Source organism: Frankia sp. AvcI1 (assembly GCF_001420875.1).
GTDB classification, from domain to species: Bacteria; Actinomycetota; Actinomycetes; order Frankiales; family Frankiaceae; genus Frankia; species Frankia alni.
Window position 1 is genome coordinate 28,400 of the sequence record NZ_LJFZ01000022.1, and the last position, 20,608, is coordinate 49,007.

General features: G+C 66.7%; 6 protein-coding genes and 15 pseudogenes. 12 read left to right on the forward strand and 9 right to left on the reverse strand.

All coding sequences use genetic code 11. The features are described 5' to 3' along the window. Nucleotides 1–65: 65 nt before the first annotated feature. The 3 genes and pseudogenes from UK94_RS20985 to UK94_RS60390 all read right to left on the reverse strand — a co-directional run. A partial coding sequence (locus tag UK94_RS20985; RefSeq protein ID WP_313949563.1) for a M56 family metallopeptidase occupies nucleotides 66–1,004 on the reverse strand: 939 nt, incomplete at its 5' end. A 2-nt stretch (nucleotides 1,005–1,006) separates the two neighbouring features. Beyond that, nucleotides 1,007–1,215, reverse strand: a pseudogene (locus UK94_RS60385) (BlaI/MecI/CopY family transcriptional regulator); the annotation flags it as partial. A gap of 1 nt (nucleotide 1,216) precedes the next feature. Then, nucleotides 1,217–1,381: pseudogene (locus UK94_RS60390) on the reverse strand (BlaI/MecI/CopY family transcriptional regulator); the annotation flags it as partial. 469 nt (nucleotides 1,382–1,850) lie between these two features. Here UK94_RS60390 and UK94_RS60395 point away from each other — a divergent pair. The 6 genes and pseudogenes from UK94_RS60395 to UK94_RS74585 form a co-directional block, all read left to right on the forward strand. Next, nucleotides 1,851–2,411: pseudogene (locus UK94_RS60395) on the forward strand (glycoside hydrolase); the annotation flags it as partial. A gap of 9 nt (nucleotides 2,412–2,420) precedes the next feature. Beyond that, the coding region (locus tag UK94_RS60400) for an NlpC/P60 family protein (RefSeq protein ID WP_235489076.1) at nucleotides 2,421–2,566 on the forward strand (146 nt) is incomplete at its 3' end. Nucleotides 2,567–2,570: 4 nt separating this feature from the next. Next, nucleotides 2,571–2,768, forward strand: a pseudogene (locus UK94_RS60405) (NlpC/P60 family protein); the annotation flags it as partial. 638 nt (nucleotides 2,769–3,406) lie between these two features. After that, nucleotides 3,407–4,012, forward strand: a complete 606-nt coding sequence (locus UK94_RS21005; RefSeq protein ID WP_055751211.1) for a DUF305 domain-containing protein — start codon at nucleotides 3,407–3,409, stop codon at nucleotides 4,010–4,012. Nucleotides 4,013–4,322: 310 nt separating this feature from the next. Beyond that, nucleotides 4,323–4,694 (forward strand): ImmA/IrrE family metallo-endopeptidase (locus UK94_RS74580; protein ID WP_268761539.1); only part of this gene is annotated, 372 nt, incomplete at its 3' end. Between the two features lies 1 nt (nucleotide 4,695). Beyond that, nucleotides 4,696–4,790 (forward strand): annotated as a pseudogene (locus tag UK94_RS74585) (hypothetical protein); the annotation flags it as partial. 160 nt (nucleotides 4,791–4,950) lie between these two features. Here UK94_RS74585 and UK94_RS21015 read toward each other — a convergent pair. Then, nucleotides 4,951–5,472: pseudogene (locus tag UK94_RS21015) on the reverse strand (hypothetical protein); the annotation flags it as partial. An 86-nt stretch (nucleotides 5,473–5,558) separates the two neighbouring features. Next, a pseudogene (locus UK94_RS60415) lies at nucleotides 5,559–5,742 on the reverse strand (hypothetical protein); the annotation flags it as partial. Nucleotides 5,743–6,079: 337 nt separating this feature from the next. On the opposite strand from UK94_RS60415, the gene UK94_RS34000 reads away from it, so the two are divergent. Next, nucleotides 6,080–6,229, forward strand: coding sequence for a hypothetical protein (locus UK94_RS34000; RefSeq protein WP_011602564.1), 150 nt, complete (start codon nucleotides 6,080–6,082; stop codon nucleotides 6,227–6,229). Nucleotides 6,230–16,598: 10,369 nt separating this feature from the next. On the opposite strand, the gene UK94_RS21060 is transcribed toward UK94_RS34000, so the two are convergent. The 4 genes and pseudogenes from UK94_RS21060 to UK94_RS60430 all read right to left on the reverse strand — a co-directional run. Then, nucleotides 16,599–17,612, reverse strand: a complete 1,014-nt coding sequence (locus tag UK94_RS21060; protein ID WP_157734383.1) for a hypothetical protein — start codon at nucleotides 17,610–17,612, stop codon at nucleotides 16,599–16,601. 455 nt (nucleotides 17,613–18,067) lie between these two features. Continuing rightward, nucleotides 18,068–18,346 (reverse strand): annotated as a pseudogene (locus tag UK94_RS60420) (hypothetical protein); the annotation flags it as partial. A gap of 1 nt (nucleotide 18,347) precedes the next feature. Then, nucleotides 18,348–18,682: pseudogene (locus tag UK94_RS60425) on the reverse strand (hypothetical protein); the annotation flags it as partial. Between the two features lies 1 nt (nucleotide 18,683). Beyond that, nucleotides 18,684–18,880, reverse strand: a pseudogene (locus tag UK94_RS60430) (hypothetical protein); the annotation flags it as partial. A 590-nt stretch (nucleotides 18,881–19,470) separates the two neighbouring features. On the opposite strand from UK94_RS60430, the pseudogene UK94_RS74590 reads away from it, so the two are divergent. The 5 pseudogenes from UK94_RS74590 to UK94_RS60445 all read left to right on the forward strand — a co-directional run. Continuing rightward, nucleotides 19,471–19,528 (forward strand): annotated as a pseudogene (locus UK94_RS74590) (DUF1330 domain-containing protein); the annotation flags it as partial. Between the two features lies 1 nt (nucleotide 19,529). Then, nucleotides 19,530–19,758, forward strand: a pseudogene (locus UK94_RS21070) (DUF1330 domain-containing protein); the annotation flags it as partial. A 166-nt stretch (nucleotides 19,759–19,924) separates the two neighbouring features. Continuing rightward, nucleotides 19,925–19,989, forward strand: a pseudogene (locus UK94_RS60435) (nuclear transport factor 2 family protein); the annotation flags it as partial. A gap of 6 nt (nucleotides 19,990–19,995) precedes the next feature. Next, nucleotides 19,996–20,116: pseudogene (locus UK94_RS60440) on the forward strand (nuclear transport factor 2 family protein); the annotation flags it as partial. Between the two features lies 1 nt (nucleotide 20,117). Next, nucleotides 20,118–20,345 (forward strand): annotated as a pseudogene (locus tag UK94_RS60445) (nuclear transport factor 2 family protein); the annotation flags it as partial. Between the last annotated feature and the right edge of the window lie 263 nt (nucleotides 20,346–20,608).

Here is a 20,608-nt window from a genome sequence, read left to right on the forward strand (position 1 = left end):
CCGCGGCGACTCCGTCGGTGAGTAGCCCTTCGCGGATAAGCAGCAGGAGCGCGCAGCACCCCGGGTCAGGCGCAGTGGTAGCCGAGGTCGCTGAGGGCGGGTAGGGCAATGGCCGCGAGAGGCAAGAAGAGGAGCGCAGCGATCCACAGCGCCCGCGCCGCGACCGCGGGAGCGCCGAGTGGTTCTCGTGCGGCGAGCAGGCGCAGGACTCGCTGGCGCACGGCGGTGCCTCCTCCCATGCCCAACGCGGTGGCGGGTGGGGCGGCGAGACGCAGGACGGCATGCGCGACGGCGTCGCGGGGGCAGTGTCGCGCTGCGCCGTCGTCGGCGGCGAGTTCGACGAGCCGCCGCAGTTCGCCGTGCGCATCGGCGAAGAGCGGGACGAACCCGAACGCCCGAGCAAGGACCACCGCGCCGGTGATGACGAGGTGATGACGGCCGTAGAGATGCGTCCGCTCATGAGCTATCACCGCGTGCAGCTCGGCGGGTGGCAGGGTATGCAACGCTCCGGCGCTCAGCACGACGGTCCCGCCTCTTCCCGGCAGGCAGAACGCGCTGGGCTGCGGATGGTCGAGAACGAACACGTCAAGCGTCGGGAGGAAACGGCCCACGAGACGGACGTCGCGGCGGTGACGCAGTCGCGCCCGACGCTGCACGAGAGTCACGCCGACGGTGGCATATCCGAGTCGAAGCAGCACACCGACGATGCCTGCGGTCCCCACCGTCCGCGATACGGTCCAGGTCAGAGAGGGCAGGTGATGGTCGGCCCAGCCGCACCACTGCACCGGCAGGATGAGTAGGTCGCCGAAAGTGTGCGCGGGCACGATCAGCAGCACGAGGGCAAGGAGCACGGCGAGGACGGCGGACACCCCGGCGGCGAGCCACATGGTGATCGCGAGCCGGGGTGCGCGGGACGTCCAGACTGCCCGCCTCAACGGATGCGGCAGTCCATAGACGACGAGCAGGGCGTAGACCGCCAGCAGGGCGGCGATCATGCTGGGGATNNCGAGTCGCCGCCCCGCATCCGCCGCGCCTCGTGCCACTGCACGGCACTGCGCAACGACTCGTACTCCGCCGCGCCCATGGTCTCGACGAAATGGAGCAGCGCCAACCCCCGGTCCTCCGTCCCGGAAAGCACCTCGCTCATCAACCGCGCAGTGTAGGCGCTGCGGCTGAGCGCCGGCTGGTACCGGTAGGACCGGCCCGACCGCTCCCNCCGCAGCCAACCCTTGCGAAAGAGCCGATCCATCACAGTCATCACGGTCGTGTAAGCCAGAGGACGAGCGAGCAGCCCACGGACGTCGCGCACGGTCACCGGCCCCCGGGCGGACCAGACCCGGTCCATGATCTCGGCCTCCAGGTCACCGAGCTGCTCCACCACGTCCGTTTCCTCTCACATCCAGCCCCCGAAACGGCGATCAGTGCCGCTACGGCGCTCTTCGAGCCAACCACATGACCGGCGTTCACCGATCAGGAGTGGCCGTCACGCTCCCAGGCGAGACCGCGTCCGCNAGCCCTCCGACCATCTGACGTCCGAACCATGGTTCCTGACCTCAGTAGTAGTGATGGCAGGTCGGCAATCGTCGCCTCTCCGCCGCTTCTTCCACTCTTCGATGATGCTCCGGCGTTGGGGGGCCNTCCGTTCTCGCCCGATCTGCTACATGTCATAGTAGTACGTATCGGATGGGGGCCAAGGAGGATTGCGGATGGATCGCACTGGTAGGGACGGTCTACCGGCTCGAGACAGNGGGCACGCTGGTGACTCGCGCCTCCTGNGGGGCGCCGAGCAACTCCGTCTACGCTCAGCACGCCTGACACCGGCGCGACGCCGAACGGCGACCCTCGCTCTGATGACCACGGGCAGCTTCGCTGCCGCATCCACCGGCTTCGCCCTGGCCACCTCCGACACCGTCCCGGCGATGCCCTCCACACCGGTCACCGCGGCAGACATGATCGGCCGCCCGCATCCGCCCACGCAGCACGACAAGGCCACACCGCCGGTCGGCGCGATCGCAGCTCCGGCCACGGCGTCCAGTTTCACCGCCCTGTCGATCACTTCCGATCGTTCCACGATCACGCCGAACTCGCCCGTGATCTTCACGGTTCGTGCGGTCAGTGTGGACCGGCAGGCCCCGCTCGCCGACGAAACGGTGCGGATCGCGGTCGTCGACGGCCCGAAGTGGAGCACCACCGCTCGGCTACGCACCAATGGCGCGGGCGAGGCATACATCTCGGCCCGGCTGCTGTCCACCACGACGATCACCGCCGTGTTCGACGGATCGGACGCTCTGCGTCCCTCCCTCGCCGGTGCGGTGACCGTCACCGTCACCGCACCGGCCCCCTCGCAGCAGACCCGCACAGGCACCTCGAGCTCGACTGCGGTTACGCCTTCCGTGGTGAGCGAGGTTCCTNCGAGCGGGATCGGCGCGAAGGCCGTCTACCTCGCCTCACTTCAGAAGGGCAAACCCTATGTCTGGGGCGCCGCGGGACCGTATGCCTTCGATTGCTCGGGTTACGCCCAGTACGTCTACAGGCAGCTCGGCCGGAACCTGCCCCGTACCGCCCANCANCAGTTCCAGGCCACGATCCGCATACCCAAATCCGGCAAGCAGCCCGGTGATCTCATCTTCTTCGGCAGCCCTTCCAACATCACCCACATGGGTATCTACGCCGGCAACGGCTACATGTGGGCCGCCCCGCAGTCCGGACGCACCGTCAACCTGCAGCCCATCTACACCTCCACCTACTGGGTTGGCCGGGTCCGCTAACTCGCCGATCTCNCCCCGGCGCAGAAGGATCGGACCCGTCACCTGCGAGCCGACCAGCTTTCCGTCAGGCAGACTGGACCCGTGAGNGCCCGGCCCCACGGCAAGACCGTCACTGCCGGGCTGGCGCCGTTCCTGCTCGTCGTACCCGTCCTCCTCGGCATTCTGCTCATGCATGGCGGACTATCCACGCACCTGGGCCACGACCGCCATGCCACCATCACCGAGCAGGCCGGGGCGTCGGTGATGCACGAGGCCGACGTGCCCGCATCCCCGGCCGCTTCGTCGGCGACTCATCCCAGGCAGCGGCAGGTCATGACTCCGTCCACGACGGGGATGGGTCATGATGGGCACGGCGGTGAGATGTGCCTGGCGTTCCTACGCCTGATGATCCTGCTGGTCGTCGCGTTGCTGCTCACCCGGTTTCTCTCCTCAACATCGGTGCGACGAGCAGCCCTCCGCACTGCCTCCCCCCGCCGTGGGAGAGCACCCCCCAGCCGACCAGCGTTCCAACTGCCCCTCCGCCTCNCACTCTGCGTGCTCCGCCTGTAGACCGACACGTCCTGCCCGGACCTGACGGGCTTCTCCGACGTGCCCCGAACTCCTTCGGGATACAGGCATCCAGCAGACGAGGAACCAGCATGAAACGACTGATACTGCTCATCGTGACGACCCTGGCCGCGATCGTTCTCGCCGCCTGCGGCAGCGACGGAAGCAACGGCACCATGAATTCCGGTACCGCCGATCACAACGCCGCCGACGTCACCTTCGCCCAGAACATGATCCCCCACCACCGGCAGGCCGTCGACATGGCCGACTTGGCCGGAACCCGCGCCAGCAACCCGGAGGTGAAGGCCCTTGCCCGCCAGATCCGCGCGGCGCAGGCCCCGGAGATCGCCACCATGGTCGGCTGGCTGAACGCCTGGAAGCAGCCCACCACACCCCCCGCCGCCAGCGGTTCCGAGCACGGTATGGGCGACCACGGCTCAGCTACCATGATGCCAGGCGACGCCATGACCGGAATGATGAGCGAAGAAGACATGGCGAAGTTGAAGATGGTGACCGGATCATCCTTCGACCGAATGTTCCTCACCATGATGATTGCGCATCACCGAAGCGCTGTCGCCATGGCAGCCACAGAAATCCGGGACGGGCGCTACGCCCCGGCGAAACAGCTCGCCGATAGCATTCAGAAGAACCAGACCATAGAAATCACCACCATGGAGAATCTGCTCACCAAGATCTGATTGCCGGCCGGGTGGTGGCCGCGGACGAGGGTGGGGCCACCACCCCTGCCTACCAAACACGGTCGGAGATCCACGCACGGCGAACCTCCATGTGTCCTGCTCCTCGCCGCCGCCATCGCAGCAAGGCCTCTCGCCCAGGCAAGCTGCCGGCCGACGGCCGGTTGGCGACCGTCACGGATGAGGCTGGACGTCACGTCGTCGACGTCACCGTCCTCGCGGACTTCGCGAAGGATCTGCCTACCGGCGCCGGCGGAGCAGTCGGCTGGGCATCGGATCGTTCGATCGCCTCGACCCGTACCAGACCGCCGACGTGTGCGGAGTTCCCGTCTATCCGCTGCAGGAACTTGGCGACCATCGCGGCCAGTGCTCCGAGGCCGCGATCAGGCACTTCGCCCTCACCCGGAGGACGAAGTGGTCGGCGGCCCTCGTCGCCGCGGGCACCAATCGGATGGTCATTGATAGCGCGTCGCACGAGCAAGTGCGGCGACGCTCAAACCTCGCCCATGAGATCTCGCACCTCGTCCTGGAACACGAGTTCGACACCCTCCTCCTCACGGACGACACCTCCTGCTTCACAGGCGAGGAGAAGGAGGCGATGTTCCTCGCTCGTGAACTACTCATCCCGGAGGAAGCAGCGAAGTGCGCCGCGTTCAGAGGACTCACCAACGAGGAAGTCGGAGTCNGCTTCGACGTCAGCCTTCAGTTCGCCCAGTGGAGGATGTCGGGACCCCGCGTCTACGCGCAACGCGCCCTCTCGCGCCAAGACAGCGCCTCGTGACACCGAACCCACGCCGCGACACTCTGTCGCCGAGACCGAACCTCGAGTGCACCGCGGCTACCCTGGCCGTCGGTCTGCGGTCGNCAGCCCGTGACTCGGNCGCACCGACGCTCAACGCAGGGTCGCCCGATACGGAGCTTGATATGTGGCACGCCCACCATCACGAGGTCGGTGACGGTGCCGACCGTCCGGGTGTCCCCTTGTCGACAGCAGCCCGAGCATCGCGGCGCAGCTGGGCCACCAGACTGCGGGCGGTGCCCGCGCCGACGTGGAGCCGCTTGCGGAGCGTCTCGGCGGAGATCGGGCGGCGGTGGAGCTGCCAGTGCAGGACGTCCTCAGCGCGTGCCCGGTGAAGCAGATCCTGGTACCGCGCGCCAGACCTGTTCCCGTCGTTCGTCACCTCGGCGGACGGCACTCCCTCTCCGACCCGCTGACGAGCCAGCTGCGGAACCACTGGCTGAACCGCCCGGATCGACGCGGACGAGTCGCTCGTCGCCTCGCCGTCCAGCGTTGATGTGCTCGCCTGCATGGCCTGGAGCAGGCTGGGCCCTACCTCGGCCCAGCCGATCAGGAGGAGCGGTCCGACGGCATCGAACGCGGCTTTGCCGTAGTGGCCGGCGATGAGGGGTTCCGCGATGTTCAGGGCAAGCGTTACAGTGCTAGAGAATATGAGCAGACGCCGNGCCGACCGAACCACCCCTGCGGGCCCGCCGTGCAGGACGAGGTGGCGTGTGCCGACCAGAAGCGCCACGACCGAGAGGTCCACCNCCGGCGCCACGAGGAACGCGACATACGTCGGCACCCCTAGGCGGATACCGAGCATTGCGACGTTCCCGAACGCGAAGAGGAACGTCAACCCGACAACGATCCCCACGATCATGGTCACCAGGCGGACCGGAACGCCCGGACCCGCCAGGTGTGCGGAACGGGTGTTCGAATCAGTGGATGATATCTTCGGCCGGACGTTCACTGGACATCGTCCCTGGTCAGGAGCCTCTTGGAGACCGGGCGGACGGTGATTTCAGGACCCTGAACCAAGATCAGACGGTTCTTATTGTGGTGCGTTAGGTCCACCCCGCAGCGTGACGAACCGCCTGACCTGCAGAAACAGGTTGGTTCGCACGTTGCGGACGTGCTCGTGCCCGCCGAAACTGCAGGTCGGCGGGCCGGGCAGGTGGTTCGAGCCTCCTTTGGCTCTGTAGCAGTCGACTCCTGTCGGTAGTCGCCGCGGCTGGGATGGGTCAGCGTGCGGGTCGTTCGCGGCCCTCGCTGCGAGAGTTGGCAGGTCCGTGGTCGGGCTCCTGCTTACCGGAGCTCGTCCGCACGGCCCCGACCTGCGCCGCTGGGCGGTGCAGTCGGCGAATATCGCCCGGATGCTGGACCAGCGGAGGTTCGTCGCGGACGAGCTGGAGGAGCCGCGACGACGCTGGGACACCTGACGGCCCGAGGCCAGGCTCGATGCCGCGCCGCCGACAGCCCCTCCCGCTAGTCGGGTGGAGGCGACGGCGGGGCGGCCTAGGGGACGGGCGCGGGGAACCGAGATGACCCATCCGCCGATCGACGTCCGGCGCGAGGGTCACCTGTATCGCCCTCACGCGGAGACAGTACGAATCGGGCCCAGACGCCCACGGACTGTCGATACCGTGTGGGCGAAATTGGTTGCGCGGGCGAGCGATAGACAGTCGGGGGCGTCGGTGNCGATGAAGGTACGGGTGGGCAAGTATGCCTACCTGTGGGAGGGCGCCGAGCCGCTCGTCCCGGGCGACCGCGTGCTCCTGCCCGAGAACTGGCTCAGTCGTACGATCCACGGCCCCGGGCCCTTCGAGGACACCGTGACCGCCGTCGGAAGCGACTACGACGGGCCGATGTCGCGGGTCATTGCCAAGATCGGACGGGATCCGGACTGGAGACCGCCGGAGCCGGACACACTACCCGCGCCCCGCGTCTCCCTCGTCCACGAAGGCCGGTACCAGCAGGCGCTGGCCGAATACGACCGCCAGGTCGAGGAGTGGCGTCGGCGTGCCGGTGGCACGGCTTCCGATCCGGTGACCGTCGGGCGGGCCAGGCTCGTCACGTGCCCGAAGTGNGGTGCCCCTGAATCAAGCCCGTGTACGGATGCTGCGAGGCCCCGGAAGGCGAATCATCAGGAGCGGCTCCGGCGGTTCCGTGCGTGGATGCAGGAGACCCATCCCCGGTACCCTCGGCGCGAGACGCTCTGATCATGTCGGTGTGACCGGTCCGGCCGGGGCGCGCCAGCGGGCGGGCACCGAGGGCGCGATGTCGCTGAGGGCGATGCGGAACGTCAGCCGGAGCGGCGGCCGGGCCTACGGGTGTTCCTCCGCGTTGGTGGCGGCTGCGGTGGTGTGCTCCCAGTGCAGGATCAGCTCGGCGAGCGCCTCGACTGCTCTTCGCCGTTCCTCGGCCGTCATGGGTATGGTCTCGACCCGCTCGATGACCATNTGGCGGGCGACGGGTTGTCGTCGTGTTTTCCGGGACGGTTCCGCGCCAGCTTGGTTGCCGGCTTCCGTGTTCTCCGTGCGGGGNTCGTCCTGGGCGTGGTCGGGACCGGCCATCGGTAGGGTGCCCCCTTGCGGCTCTCTGGCCTGTATCGGCTGTCGGGGCACTCTATTGCTGCTGGGAGCGGTTCCTGGGCGACCACGGCGTCGCCCTTCGTCGCCTCCGATGGCTTGTTCTGGTGCCGGGTTNTNCCAGCGCTAGCGCGGTTCGTCCGCGTTTGCCTGTTCCCGGTCCGGGTAAGCGCGTTTCCGGTTCGNCCGGTTGGGGGTCGCGGTTGTCGAGACCCACCAGCTGTCTCCGCTGGCTGTTGGCGTATGAGGTCGATCGCCCGACAGGCTGGTTGATCGGGTGAGATCATGATGGGTCGTGTGGAGGAGCCGGAACTCACGCGGTTGTGAGTCAGAAGATCGCGGGATGACGGTGCGCGAGTTCTTCGCGGCNCTTGCCTTCATCGCGCGGGACGCGTGGAGCCCTACGCCCCGGTCAGATCTCTACTTGCACTGTGATGTCTGCGGTGGTCCGACCCCGCACTCCAGCTATCGGCGGATCATCTCCGCGACCGAGGTGAATCCGACGCTCGTTGCCGCGCCCCCGGAGCCGGTCTGCGCGGTGTGCCGTGACGCGCATCCGCGCACTCTCGGCGACGAACCGCCTTGCGACACGGCCATGGTGTGTATCGGCCAGCGACGGCGCCGCTGGCGCGCGGGGAGGTCCCNGCGGCCGTGTGGCGCGCGATTTGAGGTTCCCGCGTCCGCGCCGACCGTGATCTGCCCGTGGTGCAGCACGCAGCAGGACGGACCGGTCAGGCAGCAATGACCACGTCGCGGGACTGACATCAACACTCCCAGGAATCCGAAGATCTTGGTGCTGTCACAGCCGACCCAAGTGACGCCNCTTGGTCACTCTTCGCGTAGGGCGCGGTAAGATCTCAATCGGTGTGGGCTGGCCGTCGGGGGGCGTCGTGGATCTGATCGTGCAGATGTCCGGTGGCACGTCGGGGGATGATCTGGGTCGTTTGCGGGGCTGGTTGTTGGACGAGCCGCTGCTGCGAGGCAGGGTCCGGCTACAACCCGCGGCGGCGCCGCCGGGCGCGATGCCCGGTGGAGTGATCGAGGCGCTGGTGGTCCTGGCGGCCGGTGGTGGGCGGTGGCGACGGCGGCCCGGGTGCGTACCGCGGGCAGTGTGCTGATCACCTGGTTGAAGGGCCGGCGGGGTGATGTGNAGGCGACGGTGACCACCGCGCAGGGCGCGTCGGTGTCGCTGTCCGCGTCGCTGTCCGCGACAAACGTGCGCAGCCTGACGAGCGCGGAGGTCAGCGCCCTGCTCGACAAGCTGGGCGTCGTGGCCACGGGCGAGTCGGAGCAGACCGGTGAGGGCGAGGGCTCCGGTCCGCCGGCTGAGCCGGACGGATCGTCACAGGCGGCGGGCTGAGGCGAGGGGCCGTGGTGTTCTCGGATCTCGCCGGGCCGGGAAGNCGGATTCTGCTGATCGGTTCCGGCCGGCATGTGACCGGTTCTCTCCTGCCGGACCTGCCGTCGGTAGCCAGCACTCTTACCGATCTCGCCGAGGTGCTGGCCGGCCGGTGTGGTATGCCCGCCGGGCAGGTCACGACGGTGATGGATCCGGCGAACCCGATCGAGCTTGCCAATGCGATCGAGCGGGCGGCGGAGCAGGCCGGCGACGTGTTCCTGCTCTACTACGCCGGCCACGGCGTTCTCGATGCCGAGGGGGCGTTGCACCTCGCGACCCAGGCAACCATCGACCTGGGTCGTGGCCGGGTGGGGCATCAGGCGCTGGCTTTTGCGGACGTCAATGACCTGCTGCGGGAACACTGCCAGGCCGCCCGAGTTGTGGCCGTCCTTGATGCCTGTCACGCCGGGCGGGCTTCCACCCCCTCGGCGGGAAGTCTGCATGCCGCGTTCGAGCGTGCCGGGCAGGGGAGCTGCCTGCTGGCCGCGGCCTCGCGGGACGAGCATGNCCTGGCGCCGGTCGGAGCGGTGCCCACGAGGCTTCATTGAGTAGTTCAAGTCGAAACAAAGGTGACGTCGAGACCATGGATTGCGAGCTCATTCTTCCTCCGCCTCCCCTTGATTCGGGAGAAGGAACGGATGTCGATCGCCTGAGGATGCTCCAANGCCAGNGGGGACGGTGGGCTGAAGAATGGGCCCACTATCGCGTGCGCCTCGCCGCTGACCTCGCTCGGATCGAGCAGCGCTCTCGCGACCGCACGAGGTACTGGGATGCCTGGCGAGATCGCGCGATCGAGTCCTGGAGGACGCGGCACGATTTTCGGCGTACAAGTGTCGCCGACTTCCCGATGCTGCGTGAGCAATGGCATCGAGATAATCCTCCGCCCTGGACGATGCCCGCAGGATTTGCCAACNGGCAGGAATCTGGTCGTCCAAGATGGGTCTGCCCGCTCGATGATCACCATACTTGGGAGGTCTGGCCAAAAGATCGCATTTCACGCGGCACACGATGCCCCGCGTGTCAGAAGAAGGGCGTGATTGCCGATGTTGCGCTTCTACTGGACCAGTGGGACGACGAGGCTTCTCCAGATGAGGTGACCTTGGGTTCGAATCGCGAGGTTTCCTGGAAACACGAGACGTGGACTGTNGTGCCCGAGACCGGAGAATGGAGGAAGGTGACGCACCATTGGCGCACCGAACCCAAGGTCCGGACGGGCCAGCTCGACGCCTGCCTCGTGTGCGCTGGACATCAAGTGGACGAGACGACGAGTCTCAAGACCTGGTTCCCGACTCTGGCTAGAGAACTGGTCAGCTCGGTCGACGCGGCGACCTTGTCACCCGGTAGCCATGATGGCGGAACTGCGCGATATGAGTGGCGATGCCTCACGAATGAGAAACATCCGAACTGGCGGTCGACTATCCTCAACCGGGTTAACGACACGGGCTGTCCACGGTGTCGTCGCCGAGGTGTCTCCGACCGTCAAGCGCGTATCGCCGCCGAAATCGATAGCCTCGGCGCCCTGATTCCACCGGACGACCGGCTAGGTGGTCTCCCTGGTGGCNTACCCGACCTCTGTTCGTATCAGCTCGACATCCCGTCCGACGTCCGAGAGCGCTATCAGTGGAGATACTCAAAGATCGAAATCGACATGCTCATCGATGCGGGTGGACGACGGATAGCGGTGGAATATGACGGCGCCGCCTACCACGCGAGCCGGTTCCGTGATGATGATGAGATCGAACGGCGAAAAGACGGTATTCTGNGAGCNCTCGGTCTACCCGTAATTCGGGTGCGGGAGCAGGGGCTGACTACNCCGGTTCGTAAGGGCCTGTGGGTGATCGAGATCAATCGGGACGAACCCTGGAGTGTAGCGGTCAAGATCTTCGACACCGTGAGGAAGATCACTGGATGGATGCCTACGGGCTTGCGCTCTTACCGCCTAGGCCAGGCTAACCAGGGGGAAGTCAACGCGGGAAATTTTCTGGCCGCGTACCGGGAACCGCGGGAGAGGGGGCCTCGTCCGCCACGGTCAGTCTCTGTTCCGCGACCGCGTCGNCCGCGCTCGACCATTCCTGCTGGCACCAAGATTGGACATCTCACAGTACGGTCGGATGCCATTTTTGACAAGAATTCTCCCCCGCGTTCAACCCAACGATGGAATTATAAAGTTGACTGNGCCTGTGGNGCAACCAATGTTTCCAAGACGCACGCGGATCTCACGCGAAACGATGGGAGGCGGGCCAAATTCTGCTCTCGTCAATGCCCCCTCATTACGGCGAGCGTCTGAAGGATGAGCGATCCACCAAAGCGAAGTGGTCGAGGCACCTCTACCGTTTCCGACCGAGTTCATCCCGGCGTTCACCAGAGATCAAATATAGTCCCATCTGATTCTAGTCCATAACGCAGCAACTGGGGTCACGGAGCGACTGAAGCCAAAGATTCCGCGAGTTGTTGAGGCGTAGCCCATCCGTGATGACGTGGCCTTCTTTGACACGGTGCGCCAGCAGATCGCGAAGCTGGAAGCCGCGGACCGGGAGGGCACGACACCGCCGCCCTGGACACGGCCGTCCGGCAGATCATCAGCCAGCACATGACCGGCACCGGCGTCATCGACATCTTCGCCGAGGCCGGCCTGGGCAAGCCCGGCGTCTCCGTGATCGACGGCGAGTTCCGCAAGAGGTTCGAGACCTCCGACCGCCAGCACCTACAGCTGGAGGCAGTCCGGCGGCTCATCNCCAACGAGGTCAGGCTCATCAGCCGGCGCAACATCGCCGCGGGTCNCAAGTTCTCCGAGAGCTCAACGACGCGCTCAACCGGTACCAGAACCGGGCGATTATCTCGTCCCAGGTAATCGCCGCGCTCNTCGAACTCGCCAAAGCGATCCAGGAGCAGCGGAAGCGCGGCGAGGACACCGGGCTTTCCGAGAACGAGCTGGCCTTCTACGACGCGCTGGCGAACAACGAGTCCGCCCGTGACGTCATGCAGGACGAGACGATGCGGAAGATTGCGCACGAGCCGACCGNCATCGTCCGCCGCGACGCGAAGACGGACTGGCAGGTCAAGGCGTCGGTGCGGGCCAAGCTCCGCACCAGCGTCAAGCACCTTCTACTCCTCACGGGTACCCACTCGACCAGGAACCCGGCGCGACCGAGCTGATCATTCGTCAGGCCGAACTCTTCGCCGAGGAGGAAGTGGCGTAGTCCGGATCGGATGAAGGCCGGCTCATGCCGTAGTCCTGATTGGTACAATCGGACGACTACGGGTGCTGCAAGTGGGCCATCTTGTGCGCTGTCCTTCCCGTGTCGTGCTGGGCATCGGTCGTCAAAACCTGACCACGCTCCCGTCTGGCGGGCGCGCGGCTCGATACCCTCACTGCCCGTAACGCGACAGGCTGTCTCNCAGTCGCCAAGTGCCGTCGCCGACCGAAAGATTCCGTCTCATCTGGCCCACCAAGGGGTTCGCNCATCCAGATGGGCACGCACCGCTTTCATGAATGACATTTCAAACGGCGTTAGAGATCTGAGATCTATTATGGCTGTCGGGATAATCATGTCCGCGTCTGATGTTGTTGCCGGCCCCCTCCAAGCATCTTTCATCGCGGTCCCCGCGATCTCGCGGGCCTGCTGAACGAGGTCGGCGTACGCGGCTCCGACGGTTTCGGATTCCGCCGCCGTCCAGGCAACGTGGTAGGCGAGCCTGGCTTGAATATCCCGAAGCGCCTCGGAAAGCCGAACCCTCTCGTCCGGCGCTGCATCGGTCCGCCTGCGGCGGATGGCGTAAGGGAACTCCTTGTAGGCCGCGTACGTCGCGAATGCTTCAGCGAACGCTGTGCGCAGGCGGTTGCACTGCTCTTCCCGGCTGCGTCGATGGGCAAGCCAGATGTTGATCGCCGCCGCGATTATGCCAGCGAGAAATGCGCCGGAGAGCACTGNGGTCGCCAGGAGATCCGGTCCGCCGGTTGTCCCTCCTTGTGCGCCCGGGGTGGGTGCGGGCGTCCGTGTCACCGTAGCGGTAGTCGTGGCGCTGGTTTGAATCGACGGCAATGGTGCAACGGCGGATCCAGACGTAGTGGCGGTTGGCATTGGCGCTTTCTCTGTTCATTGTTGATATTGGCTGACAGTCGTCGATGTCAGGCATGGATGACCTCGCACCCCGGCCATTCTCCTGTAAGGCGCCACCATTCTTCGCGAAGCAAGTGAGCGACGATGTAGCCGAGAAGGGCAGGCGGGCCGTCGGAACGGCTCCAGCGTCGTTCTATAGGATCGGNGGNGNACCACATGCACAGCGCGCCGCCAGAATAGCGATGTGGCGAGTCGGATGGTCCGTCCGTGTAGACGTGCGGGGACTCGGGAGACGCCAGGCTGAAGACGATCGTGATTGTCTGGACAGGCAGGTCCGCGACGTCGAGNCTGATCTCGACGGCGAAGCCACCTCTGTATCGCCGGAAGGGAAACCGCACCTCCCGGATCTGAAGGCCACAGTCGGCGAGCCGGCGCAGGAACAGGATGCGGGGCGCCGGCCTGGCGAACCAGGCCGGCTCCCGCCATGGTGCTCGGCGGGTCACGCGCTGTGGAGCGGGGTACCGTAGGCGCGGGTAGGCCGGACGAGTGCCGGCCTACCCGAGAGGCCCAATGCGGCGGTCGAGACTGGGTTTGGTCGCCTCAACATCGCTGCCTTGCCCGCCAGCCCGGACGGTGTCGGGTCTTCCAGATACTTCCAGTAGACCCGCGAGAGCACCGAGAGCACCGCTTCGCGGTCGTCGTCGTGTTCGAGGGCCTCGCTGACGGCATCGGCCGCTGTGCGCAGTCGCCGGGCGGCGATCGAGCGGTCGATCAGGGGCTTCACATTGGGCGATACCCCTGCCGGATCCTTCGTCGCGTATCCCGCCTCCAGCCGGGTCGATGNCTTGTCCANCACGGAGAAGAGGGCGGTCGGGAGNCCCATCCCTTCCGTGATGAATTCCCATGCCCAGACGGACAAGTTGTGGGATGAGAACCCGACGGTGGTGTACTGCCGGTTCCATGNCTTGAGCAGACGGATGGTGCGGCGACGGGTCTGGGCGCGCGACTTGCCGCCAGACGTGAACAGCGTAGCGTGCTGCTCGGGGTCCGAGGCTTCCCACTTGCTCTTCTTGAGGTCGGGGATCCAAAGCCCATTGCCGTCGCGGCGGGTGAGCGCCATGACGAGGTCGATGGTCGGGTCCTGACCGTCCACCGGACGGACGAAGTAGATCTTCGGTCCTCGCCTCGACGTGCAGCAACGGGCCTTCGGGTAGACGTTTCGGATACTCGGCCCGAGCAGGGAGCACAGCGCCTCGATAGTCTCTTCAGGAGACTCGTCAGCNCCATCCGGACCGAGCGCCGGGTAGACACGGCGGTCCAGGACGACACCGCCGTCCCCGTCCGCCACTGGATGAATGAAGGTGTGCTGCGCCAGCGAACCGCTGGGGTACGTGCGCAACGCGCCCCGGAAACCGATCGCGACGTCCCGGCTGAGTCTTAGCCGNCCACGTGCCTCCGCGAGCGGTTCAGCGTGCGCGTCGATCCGACCGCGGACGTCGTTGAGGATGTCGTTTGTCTGTCCCATTCGAGTGCTTCGTTCGGTAGGGGTGCGGGCTGCACCTGGGCGCCCGGCCTGGGCGGAGCTGCTTGATGGCCGCTCACCCTTACTGACGTCGGACCGTGAGGCAGCTCCCGCCCGAGGCGGTCGACGCCCCCCAGCTCTTGTTCATTCGGCGCAGCTGCGGCAGATCGAGCGGCCTGGATCGAACTGCGTAGCCGCCAGCACGAGGAAGCAGCGATCACACCGCTGCTCTGCTCTGGCTCCCGCGGGGGCNCAGCCGCAGTGGCCGTTGCCGCATTTCGGCTGCCCGCAGCGCTGNCACGGCGGGCCGAAGACCTCGAACGGGTCGGCATCCGGGCAGATCTNGCAGATCCACCATCGCTCCGCAGGATAGGCCGCGCTGGCGGATCGGGGCGGCGCGAAGCGGNGCCACGCAACGTTGTCCGGCGCGAGTACCGCAATCATGTACTGCTTGTCGCACCAAGCCGCCTGCCCGTACAGCGGGTCGCTCCGGCCCCCATTGCGGTAGNCCACGAAGGTGTTGTCGTGCTCGACCGTGGCATCTCCACGAAGCGCGGCCCGGATCAGTGGCGTGTCGGATTGGTCAGAGCCCCGCGCCGGTGGGACGACCCCCCGTGGTGACGCGAACACCACCCGGCCTGCCGCGTCGAGGAGAACGACGACGCCTCCGCCGCTCAGCAGTTCGGAGGCCCGTACGCAGCACGCTTCGCGAGATGCCTGGGAGTTCTGGAACATGTCGACGATCTCTGTGGCGGTCGGACCTCGTAGGTCGACGCGATCGCGGACCCACCCATCCGGCAGGAGCACCCGGGCGGCGAAGGCATCGCACGCCGCCTCCTCGAAGTTCTCGGAGTCCACGCGGGTGAAGACGCGCTGTCCAAGCTCTGGATCCGTCTGCTGGAGGTGATGACCCAGTTCGTGGAGCACGGTGAACCCGCGGCGCCGGCGCGATCGCGATGCGGCGATGCGGAGGGTCGGAGGCTGGGTATGGTCCAAGTAGCTGCCAGACACCGAGCATCCGTCACCATCACCTGATTCGGGTACGACGGACACTTGGACGTCGGGCCACGACGAGATCGTGGCCAAAGGGTCGGCGCAGAGAACCGCGAGCGATCCCGGATGACGCTCCTCGACAACGCGCAAGATCGCCTCGGCCTGGCGAGGAGCGTCAGCGAAGAGCGGTCTCGCCCGCACTATGCATCCTCCTCGCCCGCGGCGCTACTGTTGAGGAACTGCCGAAGCCGCGAGTCCCAGTCAGACTCGCCGCCGCCGGTTTCTCGCGCGGCAAGGCTAAAGGCGCCATAGCTGCCGTCTAGACGTGCTCGTTCCTCAGCGATACCCAACCGGCGCGCACGTCGAGTCCACGTTGATCTCCACCGTGGATGCTCCATCCGGATGACAAGCCCGGCCGGGAGTGGGCGAACCGAACTCGCGATCTCCCCGGAGGTGACGCCAGTCACCTTCGCCACGAGGTCGATCTGCTCCATCGTCATCGGGACCTTGNCACGGAGAAGGCGCATGGCCTCGGCTTGGCTCACGTTCAGCGAAGCGCAGAATGCGCCAAGATCAAGACCCGATCCCAGGATCGCTGCAAGGGTGCGTGGCTCGATTCCCGGGACGGCAACCGGCAGCCCGGGTGCCTGCCTCAACAGCTCCAAGTCGTCGGTGAGCTCTGCGCGGAGCATAGCCGAAGGGTCCATAGGGGACGTGATCTTGCGGCCCCGTCTCACGACTGCTGGCAATGGGGCTGGCTTCTGCACGCTCGCGGCAGCGATGCATCGGACCAGCGAGTCGCTCCAGACATCCACCAGTTGATCGAGGACCCNGTTCGGCACCGTCGCCGTAAGCCCCGCCCATACTGTGACGGCCACGCCGAACGCGGTCGCCGTCTCACCGACCACGATGCCATGGTCATCCTCCCTGGACGGGTCGATGGTCACCGGCGCACCTTGCACCTCGCGGTCTCGTACAGCCAGTACCACCAGCAACATGANGGTCTCGTCCCAGCGGGCGCGCCACACTTGCCCGACGCGGACCTCGACATCCGTCGAAGCGCCGAACCGTTCCTCTAGCCCCGGCTGGGTTAGTTGGTGCATGTCTGGTNCCTGTGCCGCAAGATCGAGAAGATGCTGGGCAGTCCGCTGGTCGCTCACGGTGTCCTCCGGCGGGGGGTGGGCCGAGTATGCCGGCACCTAGATCTGACGTCAGAACTCCCGCCGCNCTCCATCGGGCNCACGGTCAGCCCAGGGCGGTCGTGGTGCCACACAGCCGGATCACCTCCTTGGCCACTGCCTCTCGGTCTTCGCCTTCGCCGACAAGCTGCCTGAGCTTCTCAGCCACCCTGTCGGCATGCAGGCGCGCCTGCGCCAGGCCGCACGCCAGGAGCACCCGGATGTCGGCCGGCGATGCCAGGTACAGGACGATCCGCCGCTCCACCGGCGACAACATCCCCACGATGCCCGCAGCCGTGGCCGCAGCACTCAGTTCTTCATCGGCGGCAACGACGAGATCCTCGGGAGTCGGCTCATCCGCGTCGGCACGGTTCTCAGCGCCCTCGGGCAGGTAGACGATGTCGGGGTCCAGCACGACCGGGAACCGAGCCGCGAACACGTCGACAAGCTGAGCTTCCTCAAGCGACCCGCTCGCCGCCGTGAAAGCCGCCTGGGCTACGGCGATGATCGATGCCCGGTCCGCGATCGGTGGCCGGCGGGTCGTGCTCGACCACTTCGGGATCCTCACGTTCGGGACTTCACGAGCCGCCCGCGCCAGGTCATCGATGGGGCCAGCCCACGGCGGAACCGGTGTGCCCGTGAGCCTCCAACGGCCGGCGCCCGGCTCGCCAGCAGGCACCTTTTCGAAGGCGTCATCTCCCGACAGGACCTCCACGAGCCGGCGCCGCAACGCCCCCCGTGATGTCTTGCGCACGCTGTCGATCAGCCAGTTGCGGACGGACCTGCGGAGGAGACGTCCGACGGACGCGTCATCGGTCGCCTGCGCAAGGAGGCTCGTGGTTACGGGCCCGATCCGGTCCACCAGAAATTCTTCGACAAGATCGTCGAGATCCCGGGCGCTGTCACGCCGAATTTCCGGGAAACGTCGGGCTTCCTCCTCGACCAACCTGGTGACCAGGTGGAGGCAATCCTGACCGGGATGCCCAAGACGGTGCAGCTCTTCAAACGCGGAGATGACCAACCTCCCTGAGGGCCGCGTCAACGGCGTCGGTGACGCGAATTTTTGATTGTCGAGAAACACGGACGCTGACGCGACCAGCGCCCACAATTTCTTCGGTCCGAGCGCCACTTGGCCTAATGACGGTCTAGGCCACCAGACCGCCGCCGAGCCTCGTCGTCTCACGGTTGGTCGCCGGGAGGGTGCTGGCCGTCGAATATACAGGCCTCGTGCGGGCCGCGACCGAAACCGGCCTTCACCGCACCAGCGTCCCGACTGCGGNGCCAAGGACGTCACGATCGCGATCCGGGCCTCACCAGCGTGACTGGACGGATCCCCNCGGAGTACGACGCGGCGAGTTCCTCACCGGCGTAGGCGGTGTCCGCAACAGTAGCGGTCACCGTCGGGACACGGCGGCCCGCCAACTACCCACCCACCTCCACATCGGCCGTGGNGGGGGCGTACGCGAGAGAGCCGTTCGACGGTTCGTCCATCGGGATACGCATCCTCGTGGTCAGCCTGTGGCGGCGTCGCAGGTGTCAGGCTGCCCCGTTTGGGACTGGAGCTGACGCCGACCTGCCGAACGTGGCCTTGGTGTCGCTGCGTAGCTGCGCGACGAGGTTGCGTGCGGTGCCTGCGCCGATGTGAAGGCGTTTGCGGAGGTTCTCGGCGGAGATCGGGCGGTGATGGAACTGCCAGTGCAGAACGTCCTCGGCGCGTGCCCGGTGGAGCAGGTCCTGCTCCCGTGTGCCCGATCCGTCTCCCCGAGACGTCGCCTCGACCGCAGGCGCTCCCATCCCTACCGGGCCAGGAACCTGNGGCACTTCCGGTCGGTCAGCCGCGATCGGCTCGGTCGGGTCGTCCGCGGCCTGCCTGCCCAGTGCAGCCATGGACGCTGTGGTGGTCTGCATCGCCTGGAGCAGGCTGGGGCCGACCTCCGACCAGCCGATAAGCAGGAGCGGTCCGACGGCGTCGAACGCGGCTTTGCCGTAGTGGCCGGCGATGAGGGGTTCCGCGATGTTCAGGGCCAGCGTTACCGTGCTGGAGAAGATGAGCAGACGCCGCGCCGCCCGAACCACCTCCACCGGCCCTCCGTGCAGGACGAGGTGCCGTGTGCCGACCAGAAGCGCTACGACCGACAGATCAACTGCCGGNGCGGCGAGGATCGCGACGTACGTCGGCACCCCCAGGCGGATACCGAGCGTCGCCACGTTCCCGAACGCGAACAGGAACGTCAACCCGACCACGGTCCCCACGATCGCGGTCACCAGACGGACCGCGACGTCCGGACCCGCCAGACCTGCGGAACGTACGTTCGATTCGATCGATGTTGTTGCAAGGCGGGCGCTCACTCTGCATCGCCCCTGGTCAGGAGCCTCGCGGAGACCGGGCGGACGGTGATCTCGGGACCCTGAACCAAGATCGAACGGTTCTTATTGTGGTGCGTTAGGTCCACGAGCTGGCCCGCCGTGGTCGCTGACCTTTGGTCAGCTTCCCGGCGGGCCGCGATGTTTTCGGGGGGACGACCCACCGAACCCCCCGAGTGCCGAGCTTCGCTCGGCCGGGCATCGGGTTCGAGGAGCGATGGTGACGTCCACGGCCGGCCCGAGGCCGTCCGCCGCGGGCAGGCACAGTCGGGTTCAGCGGCACCTGGAAGTCAGTTGCGGCGCTGGTGTTCGTCGAGGCCGGTCATCTTCTGCCGGATGGAAGTTCCTCTCACGGGCCCGGCCGGGAAAATGTCGGTCTAGTACTACAGCGGTAGCGATCTTTATAGACCCGATCGCCGGGGCCGCCCCGAAGCTCGGCCAGCATCCCGGCGACGAGGGTGGCGACCGAGGTGCAGGACAGGTGAGTGCCGTCCGCCGCCGTCCTGATGATCACTGAGCATGATCGTCCTGGGGTTGAGGCCCGTCTGCGTGGCGTCCTCGGGCACGATGGCCTCATGACTGCCTACTGGATCAGTGTCTACAAGGAGATCGTCGATGAGAGCAAGGTGGCGGNGTACGCCGAGCTGGCCGGCCCGGCGCTGCGTGCGGCCGGCGGCACCTTCGTAGCCCGGGGTCTTCCGGAGCAGACCTACGAGGCCGGGGAGAAGACCCGCACCGTGCTCATCGAGTTCGATTCGGTCGAGGCCGCCCGGACCGCGCACGACAGCCCCGCCTACCAGAAGGCCCTGGCCGTCCTCGACGGCGGCGCCGTTCGTGACATGCGCATCGTGCCGGGCGTGTGACGAGTCGGGACGATCTGGTTCCGGGGGGCGGCGCACACGATCTCAGGAGACGCTGCACCCGGCGATGCGACGCTGATGATGGTCAGCGCTGCTCAGACGTTTCGACAGTGGAGGTGACCGTGGAAAGTGCCGAGGACCGTCTTCAACGGCTCGAGGACCGCGATNNGATCCATCAGTTGTTCGTCGATTATGGCCGGCATCTTGATCAGGGCAACTGGGAGCGGTTGGCGGNCCTGNTCGCCGAGGACGGTGAGGTCCTCCTGGGACCGATGGGGCGGGCCAAGGGCCCCGAGGCCATCCAGGAACTCATGGCCCGGACCCTCACGGCCGGGCTCGGCACCTCGTTCCACATCATTTCNAGCCCCGACGTGACCCTCGCCGGAGACACCGCGACGGCGGAGGTCATGTGGACGGTGGTGGAACGACGCCCCGATGGCGGCCTGGGGATATCCCTGCTCGGGCGGCACCTGGACCGACTGTCCCGGACGCCCGAGGGCTGGCGCATCCAGCGTCGGAAGGGCGATCTCCACCTGGTCGCGAAGCCACCGGCAGCGGGGGCCGCCCAACCCTCGTCGAGCGGGCCGTGAGCGGGCCGAAAGCCCGCCCGCGGTAAGACCAGGCTCCCGACGCTGAAGCGGCGCTCGGCGAAGAACCCGATATCGAGCATCGGGTGCGCNCAACGCCGTTCCCACCCCACGAAGGCGACAGGACCGGCGAGGCCGACGGCAAAGGCGGCCAGGATCGAGGGAGACGTCCAGCCGTCGTCGGGCGCCTGGATGAACCCATAGAGCAGTCCGGTCACGCCGACCACCGAAAGGAAAGGACCATCCCCGCCGACCGGTGGGTCCGG